Genomic DNA, 15047 nt, shown 5'->3' on the forward strand with positions numbered 1-15047 from the left:
TGCCGCCAAGAAGGGCGCTCAAACTTAATTGTGACCGTCACGCGATACCTAACGTATGAAGTTAAGTACATCTTGTCGAGGCTTTATCTGTATTTTCTGAATGTGTCTCAACCGCGGTCAAGACACATTTCCCCATCATGTCTGACTTTATTCTGGTAGTTTAAAGTCAGATACAGATTCACGTAATGCATCGGCCATGTTTGCCAGTTCAGATACTGAACGTGCTGTATCGAAGGTTGCACTGGTGGTTTGCGAGGTAATTTCCTGTACGACATTCATCGTGGTCGCAATATGACCTGCAGATGCTGACTGTAGTTTCGCAGCATCAGAAATGTTCGCAATCAGTTTCGCCAGGTTGTTCGATACCGTTTGAATCTCATCTAGTGCTACACCGGCATCTTTAGACAAGTTCGCACCACGTACAACTTCCGATGTAGTTTGTTCCATCGAAATAACGGCTTCGTTGGTATCCGTTTGAATGGTTTTTACCAGGCCTTCAATCTGCTTAGTTGCAGAAGCTGAACGTTCCGCAAGACGCTGTACTTCATCGGCTACGACCGCGAAACCACGACCTGCTTCACCGGCCATCGACGCCTGAATCGCTGCGTTTAATGCCAGAATGTTCGTCTGGTCGGCAATATCGTTAATCAAGGCTACGATGTTACCAATTTCCTGAGAAGATTCACCCAAACGTTTAATACGTTTTGAAGTTTCCTGAATCTGTTCACGAATCGTGTCCATACCCTCAATTGAGCGATGTACAACATCTGCACCGTTTGCAGCAATTTGTACTGAACGCTCTGCTACCACTGCTGATTCATCGGCGTTGGCAGATACCTGGTCAATCGACAGTGCCATTTCGTTAATCGCTGCAGAAGCACCGGCAATTTCTTGTGCCTGATGCTCAGATGCTTCAGCTAACTGGTTGGTAATGCTTTGTGTAGTCGCGGTGTATTGCGCAACTTCTTGTGAAGTTTCAGTAATACGCGATACCAGGTCACGTAACTGATCGATCGCAAAGTTAATCGAGTCGGCAATCGCACCAGTAAAGTCTTCAGATACTGTTGCATATGAACGCAAGTCACCATCTGCAAGATCGGCAATCTCATCCAGTAAGCGCAAAATCGCATTCTGGTTACGGTCATACTCTTCTTGTAAACGGCCTACACGCTGCTTATCCGACAAGCCACGCAGAGAAAGCAACTTGAATACACACAGCAAGAAACCGACTAATAATGCGATCAGAAGGACTGCCGGAACAACCGTTTTAAGACCTGAGTTACCCGATAATTTATTCAGGTTGTCCAAAAGCACATCAGATTGAGAAAAAATAGATGCGGCTGCCTGACGAACTTTTACGATCTGTGTAGAGTTTTTCAGAATAATCGCTGATGCAGATTCCAGTACGTCATCATATTCAGCCTTGATGCCTTCCAGAGATTCACGCAGGGTTGGATCAGCAATACGCTGTACACCCAGTTCAGCAGAACCATTTAACTGTGCATTCAGATAAGAACCAAAAGTTTCGGTATCGGCACTGAAGTCATCCGCAGATTCACGTGAACCATCATTACCTGTCAGTACCAAACTGATTGAACGTAAGATACGTTCTGCAATGAATACCTGGTTTTTGGCAATAACCACCTGGTTCGATGGCATATCTTGACGTGCCATCTGGTCGACCATCAAGTTATATTCCGCCTGAATCCCCGGAATCGCTTCACCAATCGCGATGTTGGTGTCGTATAACTGGTTAATAATCTTTTGTTGCGAGGTAATCAGATCAATACTGCTGGATACTTCTGTCCACTGTTTATCAACAGCTTGCAACGCATCATTGTTAGAGTGAATACTTTTAACTGTCTCAAGATTTTCAGCAAAAGCTTTTTGCGAGTCAGTGAGGTTCTTCATGGCCTCAGGCGTACCCGAAGCTGTCGCTTCAGTCGCTTGGCGCGAAATCGTTTGCGAGAGGAGACGCAAATCACCCAGACTTTGAGTGAGTTCGTTGGTACGTGGAACACTATAAAAAAGATACAATAAAGTGATCAGTGCGGCTAAAAGACAGCCTGCTGCTCCATAGATCAGCGGTTTTGATTTCTCACTATCACCGAAGACACGTGATAACTGATCTACTTGCGTTTGAATCTTAGCTAAAAAAGCATTACCGCCTTTGCGGCCAGTGCTCTCACCTGTATTTTTCTTTTTAAGTTTAAAGCCCATGCAGCCTCTCCCCGGTTGACGCCTTGCTTAGTTTCGAGCGCGACATTTAATTTATAAATTTTATAGATGCGTTCATAAATTTTGGATTTTGCAACAGACGACTGAATAAAAACACATGCCACTGCTGGTTGTGCTGATGGAAAAACCCCTGACAATATTCTTGTAAGTTTTTATCCAATTCAGATTTCTTCGAAAAGAAACTTTTCTTATTGAAATGTTGTATACCCAAAACTTGATCTACGACCAAACCCACATACTGGTCATTATGGTTGATACATAATACTTTTTGAGTCGGTGAAAATTGACTGCTTTGCCCTGATACGTACTGCGTCAGATCAGAAACCGATAACAGTCTTCCCCGGATATTCGCCAGACCCAACACCCATGCTTGCGTCTTGGGTACCGGCGTATATTCTGGGGGATAAATCACTTCTGATACTTCCCCCAGCGGGGCAACAAAATATTGCCCCATCATCTCAAAAGCAATGCCCGACCATCGGTTAACTTCATTGCCATTGGAAACGTAGTTTTTATTCCCCCGTTTCGCAATGCGAAGCAATTCGATAAATCCATTTGCTGCCATAGAGCTTATCCTGCATTGAGGTGCTGCTTAATTACATCTATTAATTGTTTTTCATCGACTGGTTTTGTTAGATAATCCGCTGCGCCTTGACGCTTGCCCCATACACGGTCAGTGGCCTGATCCTTAGTACTCACAATCACGATTGGAATATGTTTGGTCGTTGCACCACGTGCAATCTGGCGGGTCGCCTGAAAACCATTCACGCCCGGCATAACCACATCCATCAGGACTAGGTCCGGCAATTCTGCCTGTGCCATGGTGACGCCATCTGCGCCATTGGCTGCTTCAATCACCTCAAAGCCGTGTTTAGAAAGAATCTCTCTAAAGCGAAAAGTTTCTGTCGGTGAGTCATCCACAATTAGGATACGTGCCATGCCAATTCCCCAAAAAAATCAAATATTAAGCACTAATATGGTTACGGATTGCATTGAGCAATTCATCTTTACTAAAAGGTTTGGTCAGGTATTCATCTGAACCCACGACACGACCTTTGGCCTGATCAAATAAGCCATCTTTACTTGATAGCATAATCACAGGAATATTCTGGTAATTCTGAGAGTTTTTGATTAAGGCGCAGGTTTGGTAACCATCTAGGCGCGGCATCATAATATCTACAAAAACGATATCTGGATTTGCTTCGGCAATTTTTGACAAAGCCTCAAAACCGTCTACTGCAGTAATGACCTCATAACCTTCGCGTTGAAGAAGAGTTTCCGCAGTACGACGAATGGTCTTTGAGTCATCAATAACCATAATTTTTAGATTTTGGAATTTATCGTCCATTTGTTTAACCCTTCCCATTTTAGAAACTATATGCCATAAGGCTCATAGGATTATTTTATTACGATCGATAAACATTTTTAACATAAAGTCACTTGTATTATCAATGAACATTTTCTACACAAGTAGACAAAATCATTTATTTTTAATAACAGCTTCACATTTTCTTATCGTTATTGGTTTTTTTTTGACTAACGGTAGTTTTTTATTGATAAATTTAAGTCTAATATAACAAGATTATTACTTTAAAATAAGTAATTTAGTCAACTTTAAATTCGGGGAGCCAATGATGAGTCAGTTTTTAAGAAAACTTGCTGTCATTGATCAAAATAAAATGACTGGTCAATTCATTGTTGTTGTGCTGCTACTGTTACAGGTGAGCTTAACGTGCGCGAGTAGCAACCAACTCCCGCAAAAAGCCACCTGGTATCGTTATTATGACAGCAAGGGTGTGGCCAATATCAGTACTAACGTCACACCAAATCATATCCGTTATGGTTATGAAGCACTTGACCAGAATATGCAGGTCATTAAACGTGCGCGTCCTTATAATGCCGAAGCGGATATCAGACAGGCGCCACAGCGTGCTCAACAGGCTAAGCGGATTGCCGAAGATCATAAACTCAAGCGTGCTTATAGCAATAGCCAGACCGCTTTACAGAAAAAAAACGATAGCCTGGTCCAGTTAAAAAAACAGATTGATTTTCAGCAAGAACAAATGAAGCAACTGCAAAAAGATCGGGTCATGTTCGTACGTCAGGAACGTGAATATTTACGTAAAGGTAAAACCACACCGGCACATCTAAAAACCATGCTAGACAACAACCAGAAAAATCTCGTTTCCCAAAAAGAAAATATTCAGTCTTTACAAAGTCGCTATCGAAATCTGGAAGCAGAATACGACAAAATTATCGCCCGTTTAAAAGCACTTGAATAAATACAAATAGCTGGTTGTGGTTTTGATTCACAGCCAGCTAAAAGGACTCTTATGCAAACTGCACAGCATTCTCATGATTTAAATATGCCTTCCCCGCGCTCTATCCTGATCATGAGTGCACTTTGCTTAAATATGTTTTTAGTGGCTTGTGATAAAAATGAACCCGTCCAGCAAACCGAAATACCCAAATCCATTGAAGTCATTCCTCAAGATCTAGTTGCAGTTCAATCTGGCAATTCAGTTCAAAAAACTGCATTCACCGGCACCATTCGTGCAGTCAATCAAAGCAGCATACAAGCACAGGTCTCTGCTACTGCCACCAGCGTAAACGCGCAGGTAGGTCAAACAGTTGTCAAGGAACAAGTGCTGGTACGCCTGAATAATCAGGACAATGCAGCCCGTCTGGCACAGGCACGTGCGAATCTGGCCTCAACTCAAGCGCAAGCCAATCAGGCCCGCAATATGATGCAGCGTAAAAAGCGCCTGCTCGATCAGGGTTTTATTTCAAAAGTAGAATATGAACAAAGTCAGGTGGACTATCAGGCACAGCTGGAAAATGTTCGTGCCCAGCAAGCCAATGTTGATATTGCCCAGAAAGCAGATCGTGATGGCATCATGACCAGCCCGATCAGTGGCGTGATTACCCAACGTCAGGTCGAACCGGGTCAAACCGTGGCGATTGGACAAACCCTGTTTGAAATTGTCGATCCAAAACGATTGGAAATTCAGGCACGCGTACCCAGTGATCTGCAATCAGACTTAAGACTGGGCAGTCAAGTCGAATACAGCATTCAAGGGAATCCAAATCGGCTCACTGCCGTAATTAGCCGGATTTCCCCAATTGCAGATCAGGCCAGTCGTCAGATCGAATTCTTTGCCAAGCCGAATGAAACCATTCCCTCGCTAAGTATCGGCTCCTTTGTCGAAGGCAACATTCTGAGTCCACAACAGATTTCTGGCCAGCTGATTCCATTAGATACTGTTCAAGACATTCAGAATAAACCTTATGTCTGGGTAATTCGCCAGAATAAAATTATCAAGGTCAACATACAGGTTTTGGAACAGCGTTATAGCGATAACATTGCTGTGGTTCAAGGACTGGAAAATGGTGATCAGGTCAGCCGGGTGAAGTTTAGCGAAGCTGATCTGCAAAAAACTGTCACCCTTCGCGCCAACTAAAGCCATTCACACAGGATCATTGATATGTGGTTTACCCGAATTAGTGTGAAGTATCCGGTTTTTACCATCATGATGATGTTCTGCCTGATGGTGCTGGGGCTGGCTTCATGGCAGCGGATGGGCGTTGAAGAATTCCCTGATGTCGATTTCCCTTTTGTGGTGATTTATACCAACTATCCGGGTGCTTCTCCGGAAACGGTTGAATCGGAAATTACCAAAAAACTTGAAGATCAGATCAATACCATTTCCGGTTTAAAACAGGTCATTTCCCAGTCCAGTGAAGGCCTGTCCATCATCACCACTGAATTTAATCTGGATGTGACATCTACCACAGCAGCTCAGGACGTGCGGGATAAAATCGCTTCTGTAACTGCTGAATTTCGTGATGAGATTCAGGAGCCGATTGTCGAACGTTATGACCCGACGGCGAATGCGGTGATGTCGATCGTATTTGAATCCGACAATATGGATGTAAAAGCGCTCAGTTCTTATCTGGATCAGCGGATTGTGCCACAACTGCGCACAGTCCCTGGGGTGGGAACGGTCAATCTGCTTGGTGATGCGCAGCGCCAGATTCGGATTCAGGTGGAACCGCAAAAACTGCAAGCCTTTGGCATTGGTGTAGATAGCGTGATCAATACCTTAAAGGCCGAAAATATTGAAGTCCCGGGGGGGACGCTTAAATCGGGTAATTCGGAACTGGTCATTGAAATCAATTCCAAAGTGCTGCATCCCCTTGCTTTTGGCGATCTGGTCATTGCCAATAAAAACGGCATACCAATTTTCCTCAGACAAGTGGCTAATATTCAAGACAGTCAGGCAGAGCTGGAATCCGCAGCTTTTCTGAATGGCAAAACTGCAGTAGCGATTGATATTTTGCGTAGTTCAGATGCAAACGTCATCGAAGTAGTAGACAAGAGCTACGCAACTTTAGAAAGTATTGAGGCGCAGCTTCCACAAGGCACTACTTTACAAGTAGTGGTAGATTCCTCCAAAAGTATCCGCGGCACCATTGGCGATGTAGCCCGCACCATTATTGAAGGTGCGGTACTGGCCGTGCTGATAGTCCTACTTTTTCTGGGTTCTTTCCGTTCAACTGTGATTACCGGTTTGACTCTGCCCATTGCACTCTTGGGCACGCTGACCTTTATCTGGGCCTTTGGCTTTAGCATCAATATGATGACTTTGCTGGCGCTGTCCTTGAGTATTGGTCTGTTGATCGATGATGCGATTGTGGTGCGTGAAAATATTGTCCGGCATGCCGATATGGGCAAAGATCATGTCACTGCCGCGCTCGATGGCACCAAAGAAATTGGCTTAGCCGTACTGGCCACGACATTGACCATTGTTGCCGTATTCCTGCCTGTTGCCTTTATGGGCGGAATTATTGGCCGTTTCTTCTACCAGTTCGGGGTCACGGTAAGTATGGCCGTTCTGATCTCGATGTTTGTCAGCTTTACCCTGGACCCGATGCTCTCAGCACATTGGGCAGAAAAGAAAAAAGATCCAAACAAAAAACCAGGTCGGGTGAAACATTTCTTTAGCTGGATCTCCGGCAAGCTGGACAATCTAAGCCATGTCTATGAAAAATTATTAAAACTGGCCTTGCGCTTCAGATTGATTACCTTAATGATTGCTGCGGCTTCATTATTTGGTGCTTTGGGTTTATCCAAGCTGATTGGTACAGAATTTGTACCGGTTCCGGATAAAGGCGAAATCCGGATCAAGTTTGAAACACCGGTCGATTCATCGCTTGAATATTCACAAGCCAAACTGCAGCAGGTGGATCAGATTATTCGTCAGCATCCGGATGTCAAAGCCACTTATGGGGTGATTAATGGCGCAACTGACCGCGGTAAAAACCATGTCAGTTTACGGGTGACTGTAACGCCGCGTACCGAACGTGAAAAGACCCTGAATGACCTGAATAATGAATTCCGCCAGCGTCTACAATCGGTTGCAGGAATCAGCATTACCTCGGTGGCATCCGCCGATGAAACCGTTTCTGGTGGCCAGAAGCCAATCATGATTTCGATCAAAGGCCCGGATCTGGATGAACTGCAAAAAATTTCTGATCGCTTTATGACGGAAATGGCGAAAATTAATGGCATTGTCGATCTGGAAACTTCATTAAAAGAACCCAAGCCAACTCTTGATGTACAGATTAATCGCGTCTTGGCCAGTGATTTAGGTTTATCAGTCAATCAGATTGCCAATGTAGTGCGTCCGCTGATTGCCGGTGATGATGTCACGACCTGGCAGGATGAAAAAGGTGAAACCTATGATGTGAATCTGCGCCTGACCGAAGACCAGCGCAGCTTGCCTAGCGATTTACAGAATATGTATATCACCTCAAATAAAACCGATGCCAATAATCAACCAATTCTGGTTCCGCTTTCGAGCGTGGCCAAATTTGAAGAAAAACTCGGTGCCTCGCAGATTAATCGACGTGATCTGGCACGTGAAGTTCTGGTCGAGGCCAATACTTCAGGACGTCCTGCAGGCGACATCGGGATGGATATCAGCCGCTTGCAAGAAAATTTCGATATGCCACCGGGTTATAGTTTCGACACTCAAGGCTCCAATGCCGACATGGCAGAATCCGCAGGTTATGCACTGACTGCGATTACCCTGTCGATTGTCTTTATCTATATTGTGCTCGGTTCGCAGTTCAACAGTTTTATTCATCCTGCAGCAATTATGGCCTCACTGCCATTGTCGCTGATTGGCGTGTTTCTGGCCTTATTCCTGTTTAATTCCACCATGAATCTATTTTCGATTATCGGCATTATCATGCTGATGGGACTGGTGACCAAGAATGCGATTCTGCTGATCGACTTCATCAAGAAGGCCATGGACCGCGGTGAAGACCGTTATGATGCAATTATTGCCGCTGGTAAAACCCGTTTGCGTCCTATTCTGATGACCACCAGTGCCATGGTCATGGGCATGGTGCCACTTTCCCTAGGGCTAGGTGAAGGTGGCGAACAAAGTGCACCGATGGCGCATGCGGTGATTGGTGGCGTGATTACCTCTACCCTGCTGACCTTGGTGGTGGTGCCGGTGATCTTTACTTACCTGGATGACTTTAAGAATTTTATACTGCGTCAGGCACGTAAAATCATGGCATAATTTAATGCAATACAATGAGGTGACATTCCCAAATGCTCACCTCATTTTTTATTGTATAATCCCTGCTTTAACGCTTAATTTTTTAGGACAGTTTCCATGCGCGCGAGTCGCTTTTTATTTGCAACGTTAAGAGAAACCCCGAACGATGCTGAGGTTATTTCCCATCAGCTGATGCTTCGTGCCGGTATGATTCGTAAGTTGGCTTCAGGTCTATACACCTGGTTGCCGATGGGCGTTCGCGTATTAAATAAAGTTGAAGCGATCGTTCGCGAAGAAATGGATAAAGTCGGTTCACTTCAGGTCTATATGCCGGTGACTCAACCTGCATCTTTATGGGAAGAATCAAGTCGTTATGTACAATACGGTCCTGAACTTTTACGCTTCAACGACCGCCATGGCAACCCATTTGTTTTGGGCCCAACGCATGAAGAAGTGATCACTGATCTTGCACGTAACGAATTAAAAAGCTACAAGCAATTGCCTGCAAACTTTTACCAAGTACAAACCAAATTCCGTGACGAAATTCGTCCACGTTTTGGCGTAATGCGTTCACGTGAATTCATCATGAAAGATGCCTACTCTTTCCATGCCAATCAGGAATCACTGCAACAAACTTACGACGACATGTATGCAGCCTACTGCAAAATCTTCACCCGTCTTGGTTTAGATTTCCGTCCAGTACAAGCAGATACTGGCTCAATCGGTGGTTCAGGTTCTCACGAATTCCACGTGCTGGCTTCAAGCGGTGAAGATGATATCGCCTTCTCGACTGAATCTGACTATGCAGCCAATATTGAAATGGCAGAAGCAGTACTTGTCGGTGAGCGTGCGGCACCTACACAAGAACTCAAACTGGTAGATACACCAAATCAAAAAACCATTGCAGATGTATCAGCATTCTTGGGTACCAATCCTGCTCATTCAGTAAAAGCCTTATTGGTTCAAGGTGTTGCGACTGAAGAAGGTCAAGATGTACCTGTGGTTGCATTATTCCTTCGTGGCGATCACGAACTGAATGAAATTAAAGCTGAAAAACATCCTTTAATTGCTGCGCCTTTGACATTTGCTACTGAAGAACAACTTCAAGCACTTGGCTTAACTGCTGGCTTTGTCGGTCCTCAAGGTCTGGTCGAAAAAGGTATCACCGTCATTGTTGATCGTGCAGCATCGGTATTGTCTGACTTTGTTGCAGGTGCAAATGCAGCAGATCAACACGCAACAGGTGTAAACTGGGAACGTGATGCACAGTTCACTGAAGTTTATGACCTACGTAACGTGGTTGAAGGCGATCCATCTCCAGATGGTAAAGGTACGCTTCAAATCAAACGTGGTATTGAAGTGGGTCATATCTTCCAGTTGGGTCAAAAATATTCTGAAGCTTTGGGCTGTAAAGTCTTGGGTGAAGATGGCAAACCGTTCACTGTGACAATGGGTTGTTATGGTATTGGCGTGACGCGTGTGGTGGCTTCTGCAATCGAGCAGAACTTTGATGAGAAAGGCATTATCTGGCCAACTGCCATTGCACCGTTTGAAGTTGCCATTGTGCCGATGAATGCGCACAAATCTCCAAGAACTATGGAAGCTGCGGAAGCACTCTATGCTGAATTGCAAGCTGCAGGTTTTGACGTGTTACTCGATGACCGTAATGAACGTCCGGGCGTGAAATTCTCTGATCTTGAGCTTACAGGTATTCCACATCGTATTGTGATTGGTGAAAAAGGCTTGGATGCAGGTACTTTTGAATATAAAGGCCGCCGCGATGCTGAATCAGTAAATATTTCGAAAGAAGAATTATTGGCAAAAATTGCTAAATAATTTTGCTTTCTTATAAAAAATCCCGCGTAATGCGGGATTTTTTATAACTAAACTTAGCAGAATTTATGTCCACCAAAGCAGTTCGGTTTAAAGTTCTGGCCTTGTAAAGTTAAATTAGTAAGAGGGAAATCAAGTAGCGCAGGATTTTTAATTTCCTTTACATCAAGTGCACTTCCTAGCACACAACCAAAAACCAGACTTCCACAATCTCGCACATTAGTGGTTAAATCATGGTTAATTCCTGCAATAGTTTGCTTTAAAACAGCATCTGAAATTGGCACACTATATGAAGGTGAAATACTTCCTAAATCCACTTCATCTTCCATTGCCAGCCACCACCCTTGTTTTGCTGCGACTGCTGCACCAGGCCATAAAATGCTTTGGGATTGCAAGGAGAGTGAAGCTGGATTATTTAAATATAAAGCATGAATAAGTCCGAGATTTTGTTTAACGGTAATGTCTGTCTGTAGCCCGGTTAAGTAGCCTGTAATATCTTTATCTAATTTTAATGCTCCATCCAATAATTCTGCTTTTAATGGTCCTTTAAAATCAATACGACCTACTGTCCCTGTCCCTTTTAGTACAACTTCTTTCATTCTTGTTCCTGACACTATCGTAGCAGGAATAGTAAAAGGTGCTGTTGTAGAATTTAACTGGAAAGCATAATTGCTAGATGTGTAATGTAAATCCAGAGGTAATGGTTGACCTAATATAGTGCCTTTTACCGTGCCCTCAATATTCATTCCAGTTGCAGCATAATCCATAACACGAGGAGCGGTTGTTGCAACTCCTGATGAAGATTTTGTTTTCATATAACCACTGAAACTGTTAATACCATTTGGTGTAGCACTATTTTCTGTCCCCATTGTCAATAGACCTGAAATCTTTTCCGCACTTAAACGGAAACCTAAAACTTCACGTGTAGATGCCTGATTTGGATTTTTTATGGCAAATTGTACAAATGGATTAGTAATCAGAGCTGAAGTCGCGGCACGATCCGCGCCATTCGTAGGATTACCACTTAAGGCAATATGATCAATATCAATATCACAGCCGGTTGCACCATTAACACCGCCACACCCGAGTTGTAGCTTTTTTATATTGGCATTAATTTCCATCTCGGCTTCCAAGCCTAATTTATAAAATGAGATATTACTCTGGTCATAAGTAGCTCCTAGATTATCCATCTGGTTAAATCCAGACTGAACCTCCATTGACAATAAAGCCTGCCCATTGACTTCTGAGAGCTCTTGGTCTTCCAATGAGGTTAATGCAGATACCTGGCCACTTAGGCCCATCATAGCTACCACTAGACTTTTTAATATTATTTTTTTCATTTTTCTCATCCTGATTTTTAACGTGGTGTGATTCCCATCGTGCTACGAATGGTTCCACCAGTCAGTGCAATACTTGCCATGTTTTGCATATTGCCATTGGTCGCCATGGCAAAATTGGTTTTAAATGGTGTTGCAATATTATTTTCATAATTGAGTTTGACCTGATTATCCAAAGTCACTGTATCTGCACTGACACGAACTTTTGCTTTGACACCCAAATGACCTTCCATCCGGTTAAAGTTAATTGACGAAGTTTTTAATACCCCGGCTGAATCAATATCTTCATTGGCAATACTAAAATAGCTGCCCAGATTATCTTTATTTGCAGTTTCTTCTGCGGTAAGGGGTCTAAACTTAAAATTTGCATCAAATGACAGGAAGTTGGTATCTGGTGAATCGCTGGTCGGATCCACTCCTGGAATGATGAGGAGCTCGCCGTTTCCATCAAGTTTAAAAGCAATATTAGTCAGGACATCATCACGTTTAGAAAAATTATCATGAGGCACATAGCTTCCGCATTTAGTGACCGATGCATTGGTACAATTATATTTAGATCCTGGTAATTGACCAATCGCAAGCTCAGCTTTAGCTCCAATCAGCAGTTTATCGGCACGAATATAAATACCTTCATCTTTATAACTAATAATCCCTTCCGACTTGATCAAAGCATCGATATTCCTAAAACCGGCATAATAGTTAACTGCCTCACCATGATCGCCATTTTTACCATCAATCAATATAATCGAGGTTGTGCTTGGCAAACCGGTTTTCTTGTCAATTCCATAGCCTTCTGTAGATGCCATAATGTTATACGCAATTGCTTGCTTATTGTCTGTTCCATAAGTCGTTCCAGACAACGCAACATTGGCATTTAAATTATAAATAGGAATACCGATTCCCCATGAACCACCATCGCCATCAATTTCCGCTAAAGAGTTATCTGATATGAAACGTGCTTTAGCAGCAATGGACTGAAAATCCATGCCACGTACGGCGATATAGGCAAAATCCTCTCCATTCGTGGTGGTACTGAGTGTCTGTTTAAGTACAGTGCTACTACTACCTAAAGTCTTTTGCATATTTTCATTGATTATGAAATCGAGACTTTTTGCAGTAATGGTATTTATATATATATTTCCAAAGTCGATATAAGCATTTTTACCATGTAAGGATCCGTCAGCATTACGTGTAGTCAAGGGTCTGAGCTTGGAAAATTGCACAGCATGACTTCCCTTACCGGTATGACCAATCTCAAGTGTTGTAGGTGCCATAGTTGCTGGAAGCCCGGTACTATTAGTACCTGTAAAATCTGCAGACAAGCCTAGATTCAACCCACCTTCTCCGACCAGGCCACTGTAACCTGTTGCAGCTTTGTCCTGACGTTCTAGTACACCATTCACCTTGTTACTAACATCAAAAGTACCTATCTGGGTTTGATCTGCACTCATGGATAATCTTGCGTTAGTGACTGCACCCGAAGCTCCTAAACGCATAATATTTTTGCGTTCATTATTTGGCGTATTATAACGCAGGTCAATATTAACCCCTGGATTGGTCGGATTAACCCGGCCAGCCGCGATATCAGTAATATCTTCAGCACGCTTTAGATCCACATAATGATCTTGACTGCCATTTCGTGTGGTGAGTACCACGCCTTCATCCGGGTCAATGTACATATATCCTTGACCCGCGAAGTTAAAGTTAAAGTCATTCAAAATCAGACTATTTTCGCCTAATTTATGACTGATCGTGGCATTTTTAAGTTGAAAATCGATACTGGCAATTGAATCTTTATTAAATAGACCTGCACTGGTTTGTAATAGCACACTAAGCGGTGTAGAGGTACTCATCCCTAATGCACCCAAAGTTTGATTAGATTGAGTACCCGTAGTCCGAATACTATTCGCAGATTGACTACATGGATTGGTCGTACAGGCGATCTTTACCAATTTTAAATCTGCAGTGGCTTGAAACGGTGAAACACTTGCAGCTAGCCGAAGTCCTGCCCCTTGTGAAGTGGCACCTACATCTATTTCAAGTTGACTAATGATTGGTTTATTATCTTTTCCAATAATCTCAACATTATGTAGACCTAAACCCATTTTAGTGTTGGCAGTTGGATTTGGATCATACCAATTGGCTTGAGCAATACTGGCTTTAGAAATTTCATGAGTAATCACCATACCATCTTGTCCAGTGACTTCACTCAATTCTTGCTCTTCAATAGTTTCAAGTGCATAACCTTGTTGTATAAGACACATGCATACTGTTAGCAATTTCAACTTTATTGTTGTTTTTTTCATTTATATATCCTTATGCTGTACTTGACGTTGTTACTAACAACGACTTTGTGCTCCACCTGTACAGTTATAACCAAATATTTTCAAATTGCCTGACGTATGCAGATTTCCATGAACGTTCAACCCCATAAATCCTTTTTCAGCACCTTTATCAAATGAAGGAACATCTTGGGGCGCGGTTGTATAAGTTCCATCGGCATTATAGGTACGCCCTGTATACGTACTATAAACACCTGTATTGGCATAACCTTCCAAGGCGCCAGCACCTGTACCCGTTTCAATGGAAACTGTATTAAAGCCTAAATTACGGATCTTTAAAGGCTGGTGATCATAAAAGGTAATTTGCATCGCCGTTTGTGGTTCATTACGATGATTAATGATGGTTGTTCCATCGATCGAAAACTTATCAATCTGAATCGTGCCTTGAATGCCTTTAAAGACTAACCACTTTTTATTTCCATTGGTATCGACATGGTTATTCGGCGCTATTGCCAGACGGCAAAATTGTTTTGTTGCTCCACAAGCGGTGGGATCTAGAACATAAAATACTTCTAGCGGGTTGCCACTTCCATCAAGCCGAGAAATTTTATCTTTACTTAAATCTGTCGCATAAACATGGTTTAAAGATAAAGTCCAGTTAAGATCAGCTCCACCCTGCCCCACTGTATTGGTTAGTGCTTGCTGATCAAGGGCTTCCAATCCGGCAAGACTGGCCATAGAAGTACATAATAATGCACAGAGTGTTACTAATTTGGACATTCTTA

At 43.1% G+C, this 15047-nt stretch carries 11 protein-coding genes; 4 read left to right on the forward strand and 7 right to left on the reverse strand.

All coding sequences use genetic code 11. The features are described from left to right. Positions 1-147 precede the first annotated feature (147 nt). Genes ACP7BU_RS04080 through pilG form a run of 4 tightly spaced genes read right to left on the reverse strand, consistent with a single transcriptional unit; the run spans position 148 to position 3586 of the window. Positions 148-2220, reverse strand: coding sequence for a methyl-accepting chemotaxis protein (locus ACP7BU_RS04080; protein WP_005106253.1), 2073 nt, complete (start codon positions 2218-2220; stop codon positions 148-150). A gap of 46 nt (positions 2221-2266) precedes the next feature. Then, a complete protein-coding gene (locus ACP7BU_RS04085) occupies positions 2267-2803 on the reverse strand; it encodes a chemotaxis protein CheW (protein WP_004280709.1) in 537 nt (178 codons plus the stop codon). A 5-nt stretch (positions 2804-2808) separates the two neighbouring features. Then, positions 2809-3177, reverse strand: coding sequence for a response regulator (locus ACP7BU_RS04090; protein ID WP_004280710.1), 369 nt, complete (start codon positions 3175-3177; stop codon positions 2809-2811). A gap of 25 nt (positions 3178-3202) precedes the next feature. Then, positions 3203-3586: a twitching motility response regulator PilG gene (pilG, locus tag ACP7BU_RS04095; protein WP_004280711.1), complete on the reverse strand. Its 384-nt coding sequence runs from the start codon at positions 3584-3586 to the stop codon at positions 3203-3205. Positions 3587-3872: 286 nt separating this feature from the next. On the opposite strand from pilG, the gene ACP7BU_RS04100 reads away from it, so the two are divergent. From ACP7BU_RS04100 to ACP7BU_RS04115, 4 genes are all read left to right on the forward strand, one after another. After that, entirely contained in the window at positions 3873-4520 is a 648-nt protein-coding gene (locus ACP7BU_RS04100; protein WP_425878959.1) for a hypothetical protein, read from the forward strand. Between the two features lie 51 nt (positions 4521-4571). Then, positions 4572-5699 carry an efflux RND transporter periplasmic adaptor subunit gene (locus tag ACP7BU_RS04105; protein WP_364482127.1) on the forward strand — a complete coding sequence of 376 codons (1128 nt, stop codon included), beginning with the start codon at positions 4572-4574 and terminating at the stop codon, positions 5697-5699. A gap of 24 nt (positions 5700-5723) precedes the next feature. Beyond that, entirely contained in the window at positions 5724-8831 is a 3108-nt protein-coding gene (locus ACP7BU_RS04110) for an efflux RND transporter permease subunit (RefSeq protein ID WP_044111486.1), read from the forward strand. A gap of 96 nt (positions 8832-8927) precedes the next feature. Next, a complete protein-coding gene (locus ACP7BU_RS04115) occupies positions 8928-10646 on the forward strand; it encodes a proline--tRNA ligase (RefSeq protein ID WP_044111484.1) in 1719 nt (572 codons plus the stop codon). A gap of 53 nt (positions 10647-10699) precedes the next feature. On the opposite strand, the gene ACP7BU_RS04120 is transcribed toward ACP7BU_RS04115, so the two are convergent. The 3 genes from ACP7BU_RS04120 to ACP7BU_RS04130 are packed head-to-tail and all read right to left on the reverse strand — an operon-like array spanning position 10700 to position 15042. Continuing rightward, entirely contained in the window at positions 10700-11983 is a 1284-nt protein-coding gene (locus ACP7BU_RS04120) for a hypothetical protein (protein ID WP_005106243.1), read from the reverse strand. 17 nt (positions 11984-12000) lie between these two features. Beyond that, positions 12001-14286 (reverse strand): hypothetical protein, encoded by a 2286-nt coding sequence (locus ACP7BU_RS04125; protein ID WP_425878726.1) that lies wholly within the window; start codon positions 14284-14286, stop codon positions 12001-12003. Between the two features lie 33 nt (positions 14287-14319). After that, entirely contained in the window at positions 14320-15042 is a 723-nt protein-coding gene (locus tag ACP7BU_RS04130) for a hypothetical protein (RefSeq protein WP_425878724.1), read from the reverse strand. Positions 15043-15047 lie beyond the last annotated feature (5 nt).

The organism is Acinetobacter sp. 40AMC3-4, from assembly GCF_049898185.1.
Classification (GTDB): Bacteria; Pseudomonadota; Gammaproteobacteria; order Pseudomonadales; family Moraxellaceae; genus Acinetobacter.